We start from the raw sequence: 20,331 nt of genomic DNA on the forward strand, positions 1-20,331 counted from the left end.
AAATTGTAAAAAATGAGTGGTAATGATCGTGCTAAAACATTCATTGGAAGGAAAACGAAATGTCTACAATAAACGCAACCGAGCAGCTCAATGAACGTCTTGACTGGTTAAATCAACAACTGGCTACTAGCTCCGATTTAGTGGTTCAGCCATTCGCCGCAGCTCCTGATCAACAATGTGCGATTATTTATTTCCGAGGCATGATTGATCAGAAAACCGTTCAGGAAGAGATCCTTGGTGGCATTTTATCCTTAGATGCTTCGGATGCTTTACATTTTCGTACGCAAATCTTTGATCTGAAACAGCTATCCGTTGTCGAGTTGAAAGTCATTCATGATATCCATATAGGCTTGACCGCGATACTGGATGGACATGTTCTGCTCTTAGTAGATGGGGATAAGAGAATGATTGATTTTCCGATCACCTCCTATGAGAACAGACCGATCGAGGAAGCGCCGAATGAGGCGGTTTTACGAGGACCGCGCGAGTCTTTCATAGAGAATATTGAGATTAATATGACCATGGTCCGCAGATTGCTCAAAACCAAATCCTTCAAGACTGAAGCGATGAGAATCGGGAAGGTCACGCAAACAAAGGTCGTGATTGGTTACATTGAAGGAATTTGCAAGCAAGAGCTAATTGACGAAGTGAAATTGCGATTATCAAGTATCCAGATCGACAGCATTTTGGGGAGTAGTTATTTGGAGGAGTTTATTGAGGATTCCCCTTACTCTCCTTTTCCTCAGCTTCAATATACGGAACGGCCTGATGTGGTTGCAGCTTCGTTATTAGAAGGTAGGATAGTTATCCTTGTGGATGGAACACCGATTTCGTTGCTGGCACCAGTTACGTTATTTATGCTACTGCAAGCAGCGGAAGATTATTATCAACGGTATGTCGCTGCAACCTGGATTCGTTGGATCCGCTATGTTTTTCTCTTTATTTCCTTATTACTGCCTTCGACTTATATTGCTGTCACGACATTTCATCCCGAGATGATTCCGCCTAGCTTACTCATTAGTATTGCTTCCTCACGGGAAGTGGTGCCTCTTCCGGCACTTATCGAAGCTTTTATGATGGAGATTGCCTTCGAAGCCCTAAGGGAGGCAGCGGTGAGAATTCCAAAAGCGATTGGTCAAGCGGTCTCGATTATTGGAGCACTTATTATTGGGACTGCAGCGGTTGAAGCGGGAATCGTATCCGCGTTTATGGTTATTATTGTGTCGTTAACAGGGATTGCCTCTTTCATTGTCCCCCACTACGACCTTGGATTGGCTTTAAGGCTACTCAGGTTTCCGATCATGGTATTAGCTGGCGTATTTGGATTGTTTGGAATTGCGTGTGGCTTGATATTGGTTTACTTACACTTGATCAACTTGCGTTCCTTCGGAACACCGTATTTAAGTCCGATTGCTCCCCTAAATAAAAGCGACCTGAAGGACGTTTTCTGGAGAGCTCCTTGGTGGAAAATGAACAAACGACCGGGCGTAGCAAGTAACAATCTGAAGAGGCAAGGAACGGATAATCGTAAATGGGCTCAAGCTAAAGAGGGGGAGCAGGATTGAAGTTCGGTTACATTGTACGTAGATGTCTGCTCCTAACGCTCGCTCTAGCTTCTTTTTTCGCGATATCAGGATGTTGGTCGTCAGTTGAAATCAATAAGCGCTTCTTTGTAAATATGATAATTCTGGATAAAGCAGAGCAGGGTATTGAATTGACGCTAGCGATTCCGCTGACGAACCGATTAATTCCAGGTATGGTGGGGGGAGCAGGCTCGGGCACAGGAAATAAGGAGGCACACATGTTTATTGCCAAGAAAGCCAGGAATATTGGTGAAGCTTATCGAAAGATTCAATCTGACATCTCTCGGAAAATCAGCTTCGGGCAAGTACGCGTCATCGTGGTTGGGCATGAGCTGGCTGCTGAGGGGATGAGTTCAGTCCTGGATTTTCTGGCTCGCGATCCAACGATTCATATTAATGTAGATCTGTTTGTCACACAAGGAAAGGCAAAAGAGATTACTGCTGTTGTCCCTATGTCTGAGAGATTTACGACCGACATCTTGGCATCATTCGTTGAAAAAAACATAGTCATTACAACGACAGCTGCGGACTTCTTAAAGTCCAATTACGTTGGGGGCGATATTGTCGTCCCTATGCTGGTATTTAAGAAGCCTCAAGCGGAGATGCAGAAGGAGAAAGTACCCATCTGGATGGGAACAGGTGGAGCAGCTATTTTTAAGCAGGGGAAGATGGTAGGACAACTAAGCACCAAAGAAATGCGTGGAGGATTATGGATTCTTGGTCAGCTAACAGATTCTGAAATCTCGGTTGATTCACCAACGGATGGAAAGAGTATTAGTTTAATTATTCATCATTTACATACCCGAATCAATCCAAGGAGGTCAGGTGAAGCCTTTACCTTCACTGTTCGAGTGAAAGCAGAAGCTGAAGTGATATCGTCGGAGTCAGATATTGATCTTATTGATTTGGAAAAGCTGAAAACCGTACAACAAATCCTAAATGCTAAGGTGGAGGAAAGGATCTCACAGGCTATTGAGAAGACGAAACAATTCAAATCGGATGCTTTTGGGTTTGGGAAATACATGGACTGGCAATATCCTCGGGAATGGAAGCAAATGAAGCCTCAATGGCGTGATCTCTATAGCAGTGTAAAGATTGAGGTCCAATCGGACGTTATGGTTAAACGTTTGGGCACGACTCAACAGCCTGCTCGAATAATCCTTCCGAATAGGGAGGGTAACAAATGAGTGTTATCGGCATTCTATTCGGCTGTATCGTTTACCTCGAAGTCCGATACTTACGACAGAAGCACCGCAAGCGGCGCACTTATGTCATTGTAGTCAGCACGGCAGTTATCCTGTTTTTTGGCTTGGAGCTCTTATTTTATATGAGAGAGCAATGGACAATCACCATTGCGATTGAACGATTGTTTGGTCCTATCGATCGGATGATCATGCGAGTTGAGAAGTGAAAGGAGGGGGGATGTATGAAGGGGAAGGTGTCGCAATCACAGGTATATATGTTATTTACTCAATATTTGTTTACGACCACGATTGGCTTTCATATGTCGCCCCTAATTCAAATGTCACAATATAATGCCTGGGTCTCGATATTATTAGGCGCGGCTGTAGGGCTTGCCATGACATACGGTTCATTCCGGTTAGCGATGAGAAGACCCGATCGATTTTTAGGAGAATATGGAAAGGGCATCGTGGGGAGGTGGCTACATTTCCCTCTGATCCTCTTTATGATCTTCGTATTTTTGTTCCTTGCAGCTTATATTTTGCGGCAATTATTGGATCTCATTATTCAAGTGTATTTACCGAATACCCCGATTTGGGCTGCTGCCACGCTATTCGGGATTTGTTTGGTGTATGCGGTTCACTCCGGGATTGAAACCATTTTTCGTGCTGCACAAGGGATGTTCTTTTTAAGCATCGTGTCTATCCTATTAGTCCCTCTTTTTATTCATAAGCAAATCGATAAGGACATGGCCATTGCTTTAATCACTCATTTCGATCTCCGGCAAGTCATGAGTGGAGGCTATATTATGGCATCCCTATTTGGAGAGTTAACCTTCATTGCTTTTCTCTTCCCTTATTTTGCAAGCAAGAAGAAGACAATGAAATCGATTGGAGGGGCAACTCTCACCTCTATCATTATCATTTTGGCGAACCTGATTCCGACAATTCTAATCTTCGGATCCGATTTGACAGCCAACTTAACGTATCCAGAGCTTGAACTACTGCGATATGCCAACCCGCGTTCTTTCCTTGCACATTTTGATCCTGCACTCATCGCGGTTTGGATCACGAGTATATTTATTAAAATCAGTTTGTTTATATTTGTAGCGATTAGCGCTTTAACACAATCCTTTGCATTGAAGGATCATAAGCCTTTCGCTTTTTCTATGACTGCTGCAGTCACAATCTGGTCTGTGATCATAGTTGAATCGACTCCTGAGCTTAATCGAATATTTGTGAACGGAGAAATAACCCTCATTTTGGCGGCTGGTGCCATACCGTTGCTCTATTTACTCGTAGATGTATTTCGATCTTTTGGTAAGAAACAAGCGTGAGTAGTGATGTTAAATCAGCAGGTAAAACGTAAATAGGAGCATAGGTTGATAGGGAAACTGATGTTGTTTTGTTGCTAGTCTTGCGACATCTGTGCTATGATTTCTTTATTGCTTTAATTATCAATTCCATCGTATGACTACGAAATTGGGGGTACCGCTTCATGTGGACGGTCATCTACATCGCACCGACCGCTAAGATCGCCGAACGAATTCAGAAGCGTCTAACTGATGAAGGATTTCTCGTACAGGTACGCCCCATTAACCTTACCAAACCGCAGTACGAAATATTGGTCCCATCCGGCGAAGTGCGGGAAGTGCAAGAGGTACTAGGTAGCATATTGCACCCGTAATTCAGAACGATACCCATAGCTTGTCGGTCGTCATTTATTGCTTGTGAGGTGTCGCTGTGTTTAAGGATTTATTTCAGAAGAAAAAATATGCCGTCGTTCCTTCGGAGCGTACCAAAAGGGAAATTCCAGAAGGTCTAATGAATCGTTGCCCGAAATGCGGACAAATTCAGTTCAGCAAAGAACTGGAGAAGAACTTGAAAGTTTGTTCTAGCTGTGGGCACCATTTCCGTCTAAACGCCTGGGAGCGCATCGCAATGACGCTCGATGAGGGGCGTCTTTTTGAGATTGATGAAAATATGATTGCCGAAGATCCACTAAAGTTTCCAGGATACGAATCAAAGCTGGAGCAGCAGAAGGCTAATTCCGGATTAAAGGATGCTGTCATTACCGGAGAAGGCGAAATCGGTGGATTTCCTGTCGTTATCGGAGTGATGAGCTTTGACTTTTTCAGTGGAAGCATGGGTTCTGTTGTCGGTGAGAAGGTCACACGGGCAATCGAGCTGGCAACAGAGAAACAATTGCCATTGATCCTTTTCTCGACATCGGGTGGAGCTAGAATGCAAGAGAGTATTCTTAGCTTAATGCAGATGGCCAAAACTAGTGCAGCGCTTGCCAGGTTCAATGAACAGGGAGGGTTATATATCTCCATATTTACTGATCCTACACTAGGTGGCGTATCCGCGAGTTTTGCCAGCCTCGGAGATTTTATTTTAGCTGAACCAGGAGCGATTGTTGGTTTCGCAGGGCGTATCGTAATCGAGCAGACGATTCGTCAGAAGCTTCCCGACAATTTCCAAACGGCTGAATTTAACATGAAGCATGGCCAATTGGATAAAGTTGTGCATCGTAAGGACATGAAAACGTTGCTAACTAAGCTGCTTGACATGCATGCTGGGAAAGGAGAGCCGGTCGATGTCCAGTGAACTACCCTTTGAGAAGCCGCTCACCGAACTACGTAAGAAGATAGATGAGCTCAAACATTTCGGAGAAGAGAAGGAAATTGATTTTACGGACGAAATCGGTCGGCTTGAAGAACGTTTTAAGCAGCTTGAAGTAGAGATTTATGACAATATGAGCGCGCCGCAGATTATGAACATGGCCCGTCATCATCAACGTCCGACTTCTCTTGAATACATAAATTTGATCTTTTCAGATTTTATCGAGCTGCACGGAGACCGGGTATTCGCCGATGACTTGGCGATCGTCGGAGGATTGGCCAAGCTGAACGGCATACCGGTTACGGTAGTCGGTCATCAGCGCGGCAAGGATACGAAGGACAACATTCAACGGTTTTTCGGAAGCCCCCATCCGGAGGGCTTCCGCAAGGCGTTGCGTTTCATGAAGCAAGCGAATAAGTTCGGACGCCCGATCATTACGTTCATCGACACAAAGGGTGCTTATCCCGGCAATACGGCCGAAGAACGAAACCAATCGGAAGCAATCGCCCGCAATCTAATGGAGATGGCAAACTTCGGCGTTCCGATCATCTGCGTCGTCATCGGAGAGGGCGGCAGCGGCGGCGCGTTGGCGCTTGGCGTTGGAAACCGCGTGCTGATGCTGGAAAATGCGATCTATTCGGCGATTTCACCCAACGGAGCCGCTTCTATTCTGTGGAAGGACGCCTCTAAGGCGGACGAAGCAGCGGAAGCGATGAAGATCACCGCGAAGGACTTGCTAGAGTTCGGCATTATCGAGGATATTATCTCTGAGCCGCAAGGTGGTGCTCATCGTGATAAGGCGATGCAAGCGGATGGGATCAAAGAAGCATTATGGCGCCATTTACAGCAATTGCTAGAGATGACTCCAGACCAACTGCGGGAAGATCGGTACCAAAAGTTCCGTAAAGTCGGACGTTTCGGTACCGCAGAGCTTGAATAGCTCTTTATAAATAAGATCATGGATGGATAAACGGAGGAAATGAAATTATGCGTAAAACAAAAATTGTTTGTACGATCGGTCCGGCAAGTGAATCACTAGAAAACACGAAAAAATTAATTGAGGCAGGAATGAACGTTGCTCGTCTGAACTTCTCTCATGGAGATTTCGAAGAGCATGGCAATCGTATCAAAACAATTCGCCAAGCTTGCCAAGAATTGAACAAAACAGTAGCGATTCTCCTCGATACTAAAGGTCCGGAAATCCGCCTAGGTAAATTGGCAGAAGAGCCTTTGGAGCTTATTCAAGGGGAATATGTCACCTTGACTACGGAAGAAATTCTAGGTGATATTAATCGCGTTCCAATCACTTATAAAGAATTGCCTGATGATGTTGAAATCGGTTCGACAATTCTAATCGATGATGGTTTGATCGGTCTGACGGTTGTTGACATTCAAGGTACCGAAATCAAATGTCTTATCGTTAACAATGGTCAGATCAAAACGAAAAAAGGCGTTAACGTTCCTGGCGTTGCGATCTCCATGCCTGGACTTACAGAAAAAGATATCGGCGACATCAAATTCGGTATCGAAGTCGGCGTAGATTTCATTGCCGCTTCTTTCGTTCGTCGCGCTAGCGATGTGCTTGAGATTCGTGAGCTTCTTGAACGCTACGATGCACGTCACATCCAAATCATCTCTAAAATCGAGAATCAACAAGGTGTTGATAACCTGGATGAAATCCTTGAGGTTTCTGACGGACTTATGGTTGCACGTGGTGACCTCGGCGTAGAAATTCCAGCTGAAGAAGTCCCACTTGTACAAAAGCTTATGATCGAAAAATGTAATCGTGCGGGTAAGCCTGTCATTACCGCTACGCAAATGCTTGATTCGATGCAACGTAATCCGCGTCCAACTCGCGCTGAAGCTTCAGACGTAGCGAACGCGATTTTCGACGGTACGGATGCGATCATGCTATCGGGTGAGACAGCTGCTGGTAAATACCCTACGGAATCTGTACTAACGATGGCTCGTATCGCAGAACGTGCAGAATCAGCACTTCACTATCGCGAGATTTTCACGAAACAAGCGAACGCTCAACAAACATCCGTTACAGAAGCAATCAGCCAAGCAGTTGCTAATTCCGCATTGGATTTGGAAGCGAAAGCTATCGTTACTTCCACCGAGAGCGGTTATACTGCGCGTATGATCTCTAAATATAAACCGAAATCCCAAATTATCGCGGTAACACCAGTCGATCAAGTGTTGCGTCGTTTGCAGCTTGTATGGGGTGTCCACCCTGTTAAAGGTGTGACTGCTACAACAACAGACGAAATGTTCGAAATTGCTGTTAAAGGCGCAATGGACTCCGGTCTTGTTCGTCTTGGCGATACGATCATTATTACTGCAGGTGTTCCGGTTGGTCGTTCGGGTACGACAAACCTAATCAAGATTCACAATGTCGGTGAGTTGATCGCTCAAGGACAAGGAATCGGTTCACAAAGCGCGACGGGTAAAGTTGTTATCGCGACTAGCCCAGAAGAAGCCATTCGTAAGATGACTCCAGGAGCAATCTTGGTTGCACCATCGACAGATAAAGATTATATGCCTGCTATCGAGAAAGCAGCGGCAGTCATTACTGAATGTGGCGGCATTACATGCCATACTGCTGTTGTTGGTCTTAACCTAGGTATTCCGGTTATTATCGGTGTTAACGATGCTCTTAAATTGATCGAAGACGACATGGAAGTAACGCTTTATGCCGAGCATGGCGTTATCTACTCAGGACAAGCTAAAGTAATGTAATGATAAGACCATCTGATGGATAAGAAGGAATTCCCTGCAGCTTTGCTGTGGGGAATTTTTGTATCTGTTCATTAGGAGAATGGAGGGAATAGGATGGGAAAATGGTTTATGCATCCCTTACGGGTAAGGTACCAGGAGACAGACCAGATGGGAGTCGTCTACCACGCGAATTATTTGAATTGGTTTGAGATTGGAAGGACGGAATGGGTACGGCAAGCGGGAATTACGTACAAAGAGATGGAGGCTAGGGGTTTGATGCTGCCGGTCACGGACGTGGAAGCTTCATTCAAACAGCCAGCACTTTATGATGATTGGATTACGATATGCACGCAAGTGGCGGAGATGACGAGTGTTCGCGTTCGTTTCGATTCAAGAGTGATTAGCGGTAATTTGACGGAGAGTTTGGGATACAGCTACGAAGGGGATATCCCGCCGGGGATTTTACTTGTGCAAGGCGGGACTAGGCATGTATGGGTGAATAAGGAATGGAAGCCGGTTCGTTTCGCGCGAGAAGCTCCAGACTGGTATGATAAGATGGTACAACTCGCAGGTCCATCTTCAACGAACTGATTTGAGTAGGAGGGATAACTATGCAAAGAAAGTTGTTTCCTATGCTGATCATTGTGATGCTTATCGAGATATGGGGCATCTATATGGTGGGGAAGTGGATTGGTGGCTTATTAACATTCGGCATACTGATCGCAACAGGCGTGCTGGGTACTTGGTTTATTAAGACGGAAGGCCGAAGAGTATGGCAGCAAGCACAACAGCAGATGCAAGCTGGACAAGTCCCAGGGCACACCTTGCTGGAGGGCTTATGCGTACTCATCGGTGGGATATTGCTTATTGTACCGGGATTTATTTCGGATATCTTAGGAATCACGTTGCTTCTCCCCATCACTCGACCCTTATATCGCATTTATATGTATCGTTGGCTCGAACGTAAAGTTCGCAGTGGCAAATTCACGATTCGCCGAGGACCAAACGGACATTAGGACGAAGTTATCGCCTGCCGTATTTAATGTATTTTCCAATATCGCGAAATACATTAGCACGCTGGCAGGCGGTAATAACGACAAGAGTAATGGGGCCAAGGATAAGACCAAAAATTCCGAATAGTTTAAGCCCAACGAACATCGCAATTAGGGTAGGCAGCGGATCCAATCCTACACTCGAGGCAAGCACCTTAGGCTCGATGAATTGCCTAGCAATCAATATGATCCCGTATAAGATCGCAAGTCCGGTCCCAAGCTGCCAATCCCCGCTAAGAAAGGTATATGCGATCCAAGGGACCATGGCCGCACCTACACCTAAGTAAGGTAATAAGTCTATGAAGCCTATGAAAAGACCGATCGATAAGGCATTTTCCACTCGGAGTATTAATAATCCAAGGATGACTACAACTGTCGTAATAGAGATCATGATGAATTGTGCCCTCAAGTAACCAAATAGGGCGTATTGCAAACCTTTCCACACCGACCCTGCTCTTCGTACCATCGTGTTTGGAAACCATGCCTGCAAACGGAGCATATAGCGGTTCCAATCCTTGCTAATGAAGAAGGATGCAAGTAAAACAACGATTGTAATCGTAGCGACGAAGGGCAATGAATAGAGAATGCTCACGATTCCGTTAAAGAAGAGACTAATTAGACCGGTACCTGCATGCGTAATCGCTTGCGCTGTGTCTGAGAGGCTGTTGTTAATGGTCTCTTTATAGTTGGGATTTTGGATATAGAATTCATTGATCCGATCAATCAAATTTTGAATATCCGGTCTGGACAATAGATTGTTAAATGACTGTTCCACCCATATCACTATGTTCTGCAACGAGCCAGAAAGATTCATTATTTCTTCAACTAATCGCATCACCAGTGCCGATAGGATTGTGATCATGATGGAAGTGAACAGCAATAGGGTAAAGCTGACCGCTAGCCATCGTGGAAAGCGCGCACGACGGTGTAACAAGTTCACAAGTGGATTTAGGGCATAAGCAAGCAGCCAACCTAGTAGGAATGGATAAATAAGTGGGAAAGATAACCACAACAATATAACGACACCGAATAAAAATGCTGAGATGAGAAGAAGACGCATGATTTGACCGCCGATTTTCCGATCCACAACAATCAACCTCTTTTCAGTGCGGCTTTCATTTAACATCAATTTAACGTTTCGTTAACGTCTAGTTTACAATTGACCAACATAATGGAAGAGACAAGTTCTACAAGTCGATTATTGTAAGTTCCAGTCGCTTGCATGAGGAATAGGGGGAAGCAAAGTGTCTAGCGCCAAAAAGTACATTAATCGGGATTTAAGTTGGTTAGAGTTCAATAGACGTGTGCTTGAGGAAGCCGAGGATGCGGGAACACCTCTGCTAGAGCGATTCCAGTTTCTGTCCATTGTGCAAAGCAACCTAGATGAGTTTATGAGCGTTAGGGTCGCAGGATTACAAGCTCAGAGTAAAACTGGTTATTTAAAAACAGATTTTACGGGCTATACCCCTCAAGGCTTAATTAAACGTCTGATGAAACGGACAACACGAATGGTTCGGGATCAGTATCGGACGTACCGTGAGCTCTTGCGTTTACTTACGAAGGAAGGTGTTACACTTACGACCTTTCGTGATTTAAACGAGGAGCAGCAAGCGTCGATGACGGATTATTTTAAGCGAATTATATATCCTGTACTTACTCCGATGGCGGTTGATCAGAGCCGTCCTTTTCCTTTATTGCATAGTAAAGAGCTTTATTTAGCTGTAATACTGAAGCAAGAGGAGATGAGCTTGGAAGAGGATGAGAAGAAAACCTTCTGCGCCATTGTTCAAGTGCCCTCCATTCTTGCCCGTACAGTTGTTGTTCCAGGACGCAGAAACAGCAGAAAGCTGTCTTACTTACTGTTGGAAGACCTAATTAAGGAGCACATTGGCCTGTTGTTTAGCGGATATCGGAATGAGGCCGTTCATGCTTTCCGTGTTACACGTAATTCAGATTTGGCATTAAACGAAGAAGGCGTGGAGGATTTACTTCAGGAAATTGAGAAGGAGCTGCGCCGACGTCGGCGTGGTCTGCCAGTCAGACTTGAAGTGGAGAAAGGGATCCATCCGGACGCGTTAGAGCTCTTGAGTGAAGAGCTGGAGCTTGAGGATGATATGTTCGATGAAATTGATGGACCCTTGGATCTTGGGTTTCTTTCGAAATTCGTGGGAATGCTGCCGAATTATGATCATCTCAGATACGCTAAGTACGAGCCTGTCTATCCTGCTGAATTCGACGAAGCGGAGGATATGCTATCTGTTCTTCGAGAGAAGGATGTTCTAGTCTATCATCCTTATGAATCATTCGAGGTCGTTAATGATTTTATCTTGGAGGCTGCGGCGGATCCGAACGTCATGGCAATCAAAATGACGTTATATCGAGTGAGCGTTAACTCGGTGCTCATTCAAGCGTTGGCGAGTGCCGCTGAGTCGGGTAAGCAAGTTACCGTAGTTGTAGAGATCAAGGCTCGGTTCGATGAAGCTCGTAACATTGCGTGGGCACGTCAGCTTGAGAAAGCGGGCTGTCACGTCGTATACGGCTTAGTTGGCCTAAAGACGCATGCTAAGATCACATTAGTCGTGCGCAGAGAAGCAGACACATTACGAAGGTACGTTCATGTTGGAACGGGGAATTATAATGAAAATACAGCTCGCTTATATACGGATGTAGGGTTGTTTACTAGCCATCCGGATATTGGAGCGGACGCTACCGCTTTATTCAATGAGATGACAGGTTATTCGACTCCCCATCAATGGTCCTCGTTTGCTGTTGCACCCATTGGCTTAAAGCCGAAGCTATTCGAGTTGATAGATAGAGAAATTGGGCATGCATTAGCAGGACGTCAGGCTAGAATAGTAGCGAAGATGAATTCGCTATCGAATCAATCGATGATCGATAAGCTTTACGAAGCTTCACAAGCGGGAGTAACGATCGAGCTGATCGTACGAGGAGTATGCTGCTTACGGCCAGGAGTGCCAGGATTGAGTGATAATATTAGGGTCATTAGTATCGTGGACCGTTATCTTGAGCATGCGAGAATACTTTCTGTAGCTGGAGGTGGAGAGGCTGAGGTTTATCTTTCAAGCGCAGATTGGATGACACGTAATTTAAGTCGGCGTGTAGAATTAATGTGTCCCGTGTATGATCAGGGACTTCGCCTCATGCTAATGAATGTGCTGCACATGAACTTACAAGATAATGTTAAAGCGCATGAGCTGCAATCGACCGGCACCTATCAGCGGGTCACAAACCAGAACCTTCCGCTGCGCAGTCAATTTGAAGCAGCGGATATTCCGCTCTGGAAATCGATTGCAACAGCGATAAAGTAAGGTGAAAAAGAATTGGGACTTATCTTATTCGGACAGAAAGTTCGGGGGTAACGCCCCAATTCTTTTTGATTTCTTTGGCTATATTCTCTACTTCCATCTGCTCAACGGGAAGCGGATGTCCGACGTCAGCAATCAATTGTAGCTTATTCCCGATCATGGATAGCTCTAGTGAGGTTATCGCTTGGGATTCACTTCTATCCAATGCGGCTGCAAGCTGTAATAAAGAGCCGAGCTTGGTAATAATCTCGAAGTCGCCTTCAAGGAGCATGGACCGATAAGGAGCAATTTTTCGTCTTAAAGGATTCACTCCACGATAGGAGGCAATAGCTGCGGTCAAAACCATATCTCGGTGGGATAATCCGTTCCAATTCGTATGTAACAGCATGTAAAAGGTGTGATCTGCGCTGTCATTGAAGTCTATGACAGACCCAATTCTAAACAATCGTGCAGCAGCTTCCAATAAGCGGCGAGAATTCCCTACCATCTTGGTGTTGGAAGAAAGCTGGTCGTATAAGGTTAAGGCTAATCGGCGTACTTGCAGAAGGTGCTCATCAGGCGCAACTGGATATAAAGCGGTTAGATTGCGTATGCTTTCTTCCAGTACTCCATCTTCAGAGCTCGATTGGAGATTAGGAAGACAGGTTTCGTAGAACAGTCCGTCACGTAAGCCTGTACCACATACAACTAACCTGGAGGTCTGACTTTGTTGCATCACTCCGAGGAGTACGGCTAGTCCTGGGACGATAACGTCACCACGGTCTTTAGATAACCCAGGGAGCTTTCGTCTTTGGTCAACGGGAATGTCAGCCAAGCTACTGAGCGTTGAAGAGAGCTCAGGAATTTCTAGCTCATATCCGTGCAGATGAGGGAAGGGGTAATTCGATTCACGTTGCCGCAGCTTGGCTAATGCGCGAACCGTACCGCCTAAGCCAATCAGAGGCAATCCTGGAAAATCGGAAATCCACTTTTCTTTACTTAGTAGACGGCAAACCTCTGATTGAATATCCAATTGAACAGACGGTAATACAGGTCCATCACCGAGCGCATATTTCGTGGAAATATTGACGCAACCGATAGGGAAGGAGACGGCGGATACGATCTTCCTATTTTGGATTAAGGTGATTTCAGTGCTTCCTCCACCGATATCGACGATATAACAGTCCGCAAGAGTAAGGCTATTGAGCATGGCTAAACTGCCAATGCGAGCCTCATCTTCGCCAGACAATATTTCTACAGTTATTCCGGTAGAGGTAAATAGTCGATCAATAATGCTGTCTCGGTTTATAGCTTGCCGAATCGCTGCAGTTGCAACTGCGCGAATGCTCCCAGCTCCATGCTTTTGGCAGATGTGCTTAAAGTGATTAAGCACTTCAACGAGCTCATCGACGGCTTCTGCCGGCAATGCACCTTCTGCATTCATTCGTTGACTTAGTCGAGCCGGCCAGCGACCTTGATCGACAACACGATAAGCTCCGTTATCCGACATCTGGTACACAGAAAGTCTCACGGTGTTGGATCCAATATCGATAATTCCTGTCATTTGATTTAATCTTGTGGGCATGAAGTTAACCTCCAGCAGTGCGAACGTTTCGTATCATTGTATCACAAAATACTTCTTCGAATAATTAAGACGTTCAAGCAAATGTATAATGTTACCAAAGTTATCAAGAACGAAATGTTATGGTGTCGATAAAACAATTTAATACCCCAATCGGTTCCATTCCCCTTAAAAATCGATTATCATTAGAAAAGGTCAAAAATAGTTAAGTTATTCGTGGTTTGCGATCATTTCTGAGCCGAGAGAGCTTAATGCTCTTGCGCAGACTTATCTTGACATCATTCGGTAGCTCGTCAGACAAGCCGATTGATCTGAATTTTTCGGACAAAGGAGAGAGAAAATATGACAGCAACTAAAGGTCTTGAAGGTATCGTAGCGGCGAAATCGTCGATTAGCTCCATTATTGACGGAATCTTGACATACCAAGGCATCAACATCGATGAGCTAGCGGAGCAAGCATCATTCGAAGAAGTCGCATACTTACTATGGCATGGTAAGCTTCCTACTCAGGCGGAGTTGGACGGGCTTATTGCTGAATTTGGACAATATGCTTCTATACCTGAGGAAGTTATCGCAGGCTTGCGTTTATATCCGAAAGGAAGCAATTCAATGGCTGCGCTGCGTACAGCAGTATCCAGTCTTGCGTTGTATGATAGTGAAGCTAATGATATGAGCAACGAAGCGAATTACCGTAAAGCCGTTCGACTGCAGGCACAATTGCCAACAGTAGTCGCTGCTTTTGCACGTATTCGTGAAGGTAAAGAGCCGATTGCACCGAAAAAGGGTGTAGGCATCGCTCAAAACTTCCTATACATGTTAACTGGTGAAGAGCCAGCACAAGTCGCTATCGAAGCGATGGACAAGGCACTCGTACTACATGCTGACCATGAGCTTAACGCTTCAACGTTCGCGGCTCGTGTAACGATTGCAACTCTTTCTGATATTTATTCCGGTGTAACATCGGCGATCGGTGCTTTGAAAGGCCCATTGCACGGTGGTGCAAATGAAGCGGTAATGGTTATGCTTGATGAAATCGGTTCGTTAGCAAATGTAGAGCCGTACATTCAAAACAAGCTAAACAATAAAGAAAAAGTAATGGGCTTTGGTCACCGCGTATATAAAAATGGTGATCCTCGTGCGAAGCATTTGATGCAAATGTCCCGTCAGCTTGGTGAGTTGAAGGGTGACATGACATTGTATGAGATGTCCATCAAGATCGACGATCTCATTACTAGTCAAAAGGGTTTGAAGCCGAACGTAGATTTCTACTCTGCTTCTTGCTATACCATGCTCGGAATTCCGCGCGATCTGTTCACGCCAATCTTCGCGATTAGCCGCGTATCCGGCTGGACTGCACATATATTGGAGCAATATCAAGATAATCGTTTAATCCGTCCACGTGCTGAGTACGTTGGACCATTAGACCAGCATTACGTACCAATCGGCAAGCGCGGCTAAATGAAAAGTTGTTGCCGGCGGATTGACTCCATTGCCATGTTGCAGGGGCGATTCGCCGGTTCTTTGCGAGAAAAAAACAAATATAAATCTAAAGGAGTCAACAAAAATGAAACTCGAAAAATTCGCAGCACCTACTTCCGGTGAAAAAATTACAGTAGAAAACGGTATTCTTAACGTTCCTAACAACCCGATCATCCCTTTTATCGAAGGTGACGGTACTGGCCGTGATATCTGGAAAGCTTCCAAGCGCGTTCTTGACGCAGCTGTTGAGAAAGCTTATAAAGGCGAAAAGAAAATCGAATGGTACGAAGTATTTGCTGGCGAAAAAGCATTCAACGAATACGGCGAGTGGTTGCCTGCTGATACTTTGACTGCTATCCGTGAAATGATTATTGCAATTAAAGGACCTTTGACAACGCCTATCGGCGGCGGTATCCGTTCATTGAATGTAGCGCTTCGTCAAGAGCTTGATCTATATGTTTGCTTGCGTCCTGTACGTTACTTCGATGGCGTGCCATCCCCGGTTAAACGCCCTGAGCTTGTAGATATGGTTATTTTCCGTGAAAATACAGAAGATATCTATGCAGGTATCGAGTATCAATCCGGTTCAGCTGAAGTTAAAAAAGTACTTGAGTTCCTTCAGAAGGAAATGGGCGTTAACAAAATCCGTTTCCCTGAAACTTCTGGTATCGGTATTAAACCCGTTTCCGAAGAGGGTTCCAAACGTCTCGTTCGCGCGGCTATCGAATATGCAATCAAACACGGCCGTAAGTCCGTTACACTCGTTCATAAAGGTAACATCATGAAATATACAGAAGGCGCGTTCAAAAACTGGGGTTATGAAGTGGCTGAACAAGAATTCGGAGATAAAGTATTCACATGGTCCGAATACGACATCATTAAAGCAGAAAAAGGCGAAGAAGCAGCTAATGCAGCTCAAAAAGCAGCTCTTGATTCCGGTAAAATCCTTGTTAAAGACGCTATCGCTGATATCGCATTGCAACAAGTTCTTACTCGCCCAACTGACTTCGATGTAATCGCAACATTGAACCTGAACGGTGACTACCTGTCTGATGCACTAGCTGCACAAGTTGGTGGTATCGGTATCGCTCCAGGCGCTAACATCAACTACTTGACTGGACATGCTATCTTCGAAGCTACTCATGGTACTGCTCCTAAATACGCTGACAAAGACGTTGTAAACCCAGGTTCCGTAATCTTGTCTGGTGTTATGATGCTTGAGCACCTTGGCTGGTTGGAAGCTGCAAATCTTATCTACAGCGGTTTGGAAAAATCCATCAACAAAAAAGTTGTAACTTACGACTTTGCTCGTTTGATGGAAGGCGCTACTGAAGTTAAGTGTTCTGCGTTTGCTGACGAACTCATTAAGAACTTCTAGAAATTCTTACTTCCCCTCGCCGGGGAGGCTTAATATTTAACCTCTTTGTCCCCGTCGCGGGGAGGGCTCAATCCCCCTAAGTCCCCCTTTGCTAAAGGGGGATCCCAAGGGCCTGCTGCCCTCTGGACACCCGCCTTCGTGGAGGGAGGGGCCGACGAGCGGTAGGAGAGGGGCTTGTGCGTGGTGGGCGCACGAATTTCCGATTGATGGAGCCGCCACTTCGTTAGGCGATTCCATCCCCGGAAATTCGACTGCTTGCTGCGAGGGTTTGGCTGGCGAGCTTGCTCCGCGCTCTTAGGCGATAGTGAGGAAGATCAAGAGCCGAGCTGCTCCGCGCTCTTTAAGGTCAAGGGCCGAGCTGCTCCGCGCTCTAAGGTCGAGGGCCGAGCTGCTTCGCGCTCTGTTTGAAAGCTGGAACGCTTGAATAGGTCATAATTGATGTTAAACCCAGCGGCGAATAGCGCTGGGTTTAGTACAAGGAGGATGTATATAATGGCGATTAAACGTGCGAAAATTACGGTTGTCGGTGCAGGATTTACTGGTGCGACTACAGCGCTGATGTTAGCTCAGAAGGAATTGGGAGATGTCGTTCTACTGGACATTCCTCAATTGGAGAACCCTACTAAGGGTAAAGCGCTTGATATGATGGAATCTACGCCTGTACAAGGAATTGATTCTAACATTGTAGGCACTTCTGATTATGCGGATTCTGCTCATTCGGATGTTGTTATCATTACTGCAGGTATCGCGCGTAAGCCTGGTATGAGCCGTGATGATCTTGTGAACACGAATGCTGGAATTGTAAAATCCGTATGTGAGAACATCAAGGCAACTAGCCCGAATTGCTATGTTATCATCCTCTCCAATCCAGTTGATGCGATGACTTATGTAGCGAATAAAGTACTTGGATTCCCGAAAAACCGTGTCATCGGTCAATCTGGGGTTCTAGATACTGCTCGTTACAATACGTTCCTCGCGCAAGAGCTTAACGTATCTGTTGAAGATGTACGAGGTGTTGTTATGGGTGGTCATGGTGACGATATGGTTCCACTAGTTCGTTACACTTCGATCGGGGGTATTCCCGTTGAGAAGCTTCTTCCTAAAGAGCGTATCGATGCAATCGTACAACGCGCACGTGTTGGTGGTGGCGAGATCGTTAACTTGCTAGGAAACGGTAGTGCTTACTATGCACCTGCTGCATCCCTCGTTCAAATGACAGAAGCGATTCTTAAAGATAAGAAACGTATTCTTCCTGTTATTGCGCTTCTTGAAGGCGAATATGGCTATAACAACTTGTTTATGGGCGTTCTTGCTGTATTGGGTGGCGATGGAATTGAGAAGGTTCTCGAAATCGACCTGACGGCCGATGAGAAAGCTGCACTTGAGAAATCTGCTCAATCCGTACGCAATGTGATTCAAATCGTTGAGAACGCATAGTTTTAGTTTTCAACTTACAGGAGAGCCTGAGGGCTCTCTTTTTTTTGCGCTAGCTGAAATGTGACATTTCACACAGCAAAATCATGAAGGATCGGTGTTAATTGGTTCTTTAATGTTTTGTTCGTCCCTTATTTTGTGTATACTGATGAGGGTTGTCATAGTTCGAATATTATTGGAGGGAACGTTAAATGTTAAAAGTGATGTTGTTTTTGCACATAGTCGGTGCGGTTGGCATGGGGATATATGCGATCTTGCCGTTTGTTGTCGGTAAATTCAAACAATTATCAGGTAGTGCGCAAGAAGGATTGGCAAGTGGTCTCATTGCAGGAGGAAGAATTGGTCAATATGCTTTAGTTCTACAGCTTCTTTCTGGTGGATATTTGATTTCCAATATGGGAGACTATTCGGTTGCTTGGATGATAACAATTATTATTATTTTCTTGGCTCTTGGAGCTTTGTCAGGAATCATTCAAGCTCCGCTTAAACGGATTGCTGCTGCATCTGCTAAGGGAGAGAACGCTAGCGCTTCGATTTCCAAGGTACAGACGATGAGCGCGATCATCTTCATCTTGTTTCTTGTCATCATCTGGTTAATGGCAGCACCTTGGTATAAATAATTCGATTCATTGAAAAATATTAAGCAAAAGCCCTTGCCCACAATAATGTGGCAAGGGCTTTTGCTTAATATTTTACGACAGACATGTGCTATAATTCATAAATTACATTTCAAATTGTGCGCTTAGAGGAATAATATGAAAAATAAAGCTCTAGATTTACTAAACCGATATGATAGTGGAATTTGGATTCGTGTACTCGGTTCAGCACTAACGACCATTACCAGCTTCATGATCCGTCCTTTTCTTGTACTTTATCTTTACGATCAACTGGAAGGGTCAATTATCCTGCCGATGATTATCGTAGGTTTGCAGCCCCTTTGTGGCTTGTTCGTAAGCTGGTTCGGTGGGGGCTGGAGTGATCGCTATGGAAGGAAACCGTTAATTTTAATCGCGTTATTTCTCCAAATGTTGTGTATGGTTGGTTATATTTTCGCCGATCAGGTGTGGCAGTATGCCTTGATCTCGATTATTAACGGAATTGGATTTGCATTGTATATGCCGGCAGCCAATGCCCAAATTACGGATATGGTAACCGAAGAGAAACGAGCTGAAGTGTTTGCATTGATGCATACAGCGTTTAATGTCGGGGCTGCTGTGGGACCCGTTCTTGGCTTACTTATGTTTAGCTGGAATCCGTCCGCTGTATTTCTTATTTCCGCTATATCCTTTATACTCTATGGTCTACTAGTCTGGTTTAAACTTCCAGAAACCGCACCGTTGATTAAGGGGGATAAGCAATCCGCATTATCTTCAGCTCATCCAAAACCTAAGTTTTCGTGGGCAAAGCATAAAACGCTAGTATTAATGACTCTATTAAGCCTGCCAGTGGGGCTGTTATACGCACAAGTGGAATCAACCTTTCCGCTGCATCTCCAAACGAATTTTGAACAGTATCGCACGGTACTTGCTGCGCTTCTTACCTTTAATGGAATCATGGTGATCGCTTTGCAAATCTGGATCGCCAAGCGTACGGAAATGATGCCGTCGTATAGGATCATAGGTGGTTCGTATATATTGTTTGCTATCGTTTCCATGGGCTATGGTTATTCGAGTATTATTTTGTGGCTGTTTGTTGCTGAATTTATTTTTACGATCGGAGAGATGATCTTTGGTCCACATATGCAGAAGGCCGTTTCCGTCATGGCACCAAAGGAGCAACGGGGTTTTTATTTTTCTGTGTATGGGACTAGCCAGTTACTATCTCGCGGTCTTGGTCCTATCTTAGGAGGATTGCTGCTCAATTGGAGTAATGGGGAAGTATTGTTTACGGTTTTAGCGGTGTTAATGGCTATTGCTGGGTTTGCCCAGTATCGTGTCGTAAGGAGTTATTCAGCTAAGGCATTAATTGATTAAAATGAAAAACAGAAAGAT

18 protein-coding genes are annotated in these 20,331 nt (G+C 45.0%); 16 read left to right on the forward strand and 2 right to left on the reverse strand.

Annotation, left to right across the window (positions count from 1 at the left end):
- The first annotated feature begins 59 nt into the window (after positions 1 to 59).
- The 10 genes from M1K58_RS16445 to M1K58_RS16490 all read left to right on the forward strand — a co-directional run bounded on the left by M1K58_RS16445 (position 60) and on the right by M1K58_RS16490 (position 9,126).
- A complete protein-coding gene (locus tag M1K58_RS16445; RefSeq protein ID WP_256759940.1) occupies positions 60 to 1,565 on the forward strand; it encodes a spore germination protein in 1,506 nt (501 codons plus the stop codon).
- On the forward strand, positions 1,562 to 2,770 hold the full coding sequence (locus M1K58_RS16450) for a Ger(x)C family spore germination protein (RefSeq protein WP_256759941.1): 1,209 nt from the start codon (positions 1,562 to 1,564) through the stop codon (positions 2,768 to 2,770). Before M1K58_RS16445 ends, M1K58_RS16450 begins: the two co-directional genes overlap by 4 nt.
- Positions 2,767 to 2,994 carry a hypothetical protein gene (locus tag M1K58_RS16455; protein WP_256759942.1) on the forward strand — a complete coding sequence of 76 codons (228 nt, stop codon included), beginning with the start codon at positions 2,767 to 2,769 and terminating at the stop codon, positions 2,992 to 2,994. The genes M1K58_RS16450 and M1K58_RS16455 overlap by 4 nt, the downstream gene beginning before the upstream one ends.
- A 15-nt stretch (positions 2,995 to 3,009) precedes the next feature.
- Positions 3,010 to 4,101 carry a GerAB/ArcD/ProY family transporter gene (locus tag M1K58_RS16460; protein WP_256759943.1) on the forward strand — a complete coding sequence of 364 codons (1,092 nt, stop codon included), beginning with the start codon at positions 3,010 to 3,012 and terminating at the stop codon, positions 4,099 to 4,101.
- A gap of 161 nt (positions 4,102 to 4,262) precedes the next feature.
- Complete coding sequence (locus tag M1K58_RS16465; RefSeq protein ID WP_256759944.1) at positions 4,263 to 4,451, forward strand: glutamate decarboxylase; 189 nt, start codon at positions 4,263 to 4,265, stop codon at positions 4,449 to 4,451.
- A gap of 56 nt (positions 4,452 to 4,507) precedes the next feature.
- A complete protein-coding gene (accD, locus tag M1K58_RS16470; RefSeq protein WP_256759945.1) occupies positions 4,508 to 5,374 on the forward strand; it encodes an acetyl-CoA carboxylase, carboxyltransferase subunit beta in 867 nt (288 codons plus the stop codon).
- Positions 5,364 to 6,329 carry an acetyl-CoA carboxylase carboxyltransferase subunit alpha gene (locus M1K58_RS16475; RefSeq protein WP_256759946.1) on the forward strand — a complete coding sequence of 322 codons (966 nt, stop codon included), beginning with the start codon at positions 5,364 to 5,366 and terminating at the stop codon, positions 6,327 to 6,329. Before accD ends, M1K58_RS16475 begins: the two co-directional genes overlap by 11 nt.
- Positions 6,330 to 6,376: 47 nt before the next feature.
- Positions 6,377 to 8,131: a pyruvate kinase gene (gene pyk / locus M1K58_RS16480; RefSeq protein WP_256759947.1), complete on the forward strand. Its 1,755-nt coding sequence runs from the start codon at positions 6,377 to 6,379 to the stop codon at positions 8,129 to 8,131.
- A gap of 93 nt (positions 8,132 to 8,224) precedes the next feature.
- On the forward strand, positions 8,225 to 8,701 hold the full coding sequence (locus M1K58_RS16485; protein ID WP_256759948.1) for an acyl-CoA thioesterase: 477 nt from the start codon (positions 8,225 to 8,227) through the stop codon (positions 8,699 to 8,701).
- Positions 8,702 to 8,721: 20 nt separating this feature from the next.
- Positions 8,722 to 9,126, forward strand: coding sequence for an FxsA family protein (locus tag M1K58_RS16490; protein WP_256759949.1), 405 nt, complete (start codon positions 8,722 to 8,724; stop codon positions 9,124 to 9,126).
- 7 nt (positions 9,127 to 9,133) lie between these two features.
- On the opposite strand, the gene ytvI is transcribed toward M1K58_RS16490, so the two are convergent.
- On the reverse strand, positions 9,134 to 10,249 hold the full coding sequence (ytvI, locus tag M1K58_RS16495; protein ID WP_256759950.1) for a sporulation integral membrane protein YtvI: 1,116 nt from the start codon (positions 10,247 to 10,249) through the stop codon (positions 9,134 to 9,136).
- A 157-nt stretch (positions 10,250 to 10,406) separates the two neighbouring features.
- Between ytvI and ppk1 the strand changes: the two genes are divergently transcribed.
- A complete protein-coding gene (gene ppk1 / locus M1K58_RS16500; protein ID WP_256759951.1) occupies positions 10,407 to 12,491 on the forward strand; it encodes a polyphosphate kinase 1 in 2,085 nt (694 codons plus the stop codon).
- A gap of 19 nt (positions 12,492 to 12,510) precedes the next feature.
- Here ppk1 and M1K58_RS16505 read toward each other — a convergent pair whose 3' ends face one another.
- The gene (locus M1K58_RS16505; RefSeq protein ID WP_256759952.1) at positions 12,511 to 14,052 is read right to left on the reverse strand and encodes a Ppx/GppA phosphatase family protein; all 1,542 of its coding nucleotides are present in this window, start codon (positions 14,050 to 14,052) and stop codon (positions 12,511 to 12,513) included.
- Between the two features lie 339 nt (positions 14,053 to 14,391).
- Here M1K58_RS16505 and citZ point away from each other — a divergent pair, with 339 nt between their 5' ends.
- From citZ to M1K58_RS16530, 5 genes are all read left to right on the forward strand, one after another.
- Complete coding sequence (citZ, locus tag M1K58_RS16510; protein ID WP_256759953.1) at positions 14,392 to 15,507, forward strand: citrate synthase; 1,116 nt, start codon at positions 14,392 to 14,394, stop codon at positions 15,505 to 15,507.
- A gap of 106 nt (positions 15,508 to 15,613) precedes the next feature.
- Positions 15,614 to 16,906: an NADP-dependent isocitrate dehydrogenase gene (gene icd / locus M1K58_RS16515; protein ID WP_256759954.1), complete on the forward strand. Its 1,293-nt coding sequence runs from the start codon at positions 15,614 to 15,616 to the stop codon at positions 16,904 to 16,906.
- A gap of 492 nt (positions 16,907 to 17,398) precedes the next feature.
- Complete coding sequence (gene mdh, locus M1K58_RS16520) at positions 17,399 to 18,343, forward strand: malate dehydrogenase (protein WP_256759955.1); 945 nt, start codon at positions 17,399 to 17,401, stop codon at positions 18,341 to 18,343.
- A 188-nt stretch (positions 18,344 to 18,531) separates the two neighbouring features.
- Positions 18,532 to 18,960 (forward strand): hypothetical protein, encoded by a 429-nt coding sequence (locus tag M1K58_RS16525; protein WP_256759956.1) that lies wholly within the window; start codon positions 18,532 to 18,534, stop codon positions 18,958 to 18,960.
- 135 nt (positions 18,961 to 19,095) lie between these two features.
- Positions 19,096 to 20,313, forward strand: coding sequence for an MDR family MFS transporter (locus M1K58_RS16530; protein WP_256759957.1), 1,218 nt, complete (start codon positions 19,096 to 19,098; stop codon positions 20,311 to 20,313).
- The last annotated feature ends 18 nt before the right edge of the window (positions 20,314 to 20,331 follow it).

This window comes from Cohnella sp. WQ 127256, assembly GCF_024519285.1.
GTDB lineage: Bacteria > Bacillota > Bacilli > Paenibacillales > Paenibacillaceae > Cohnella.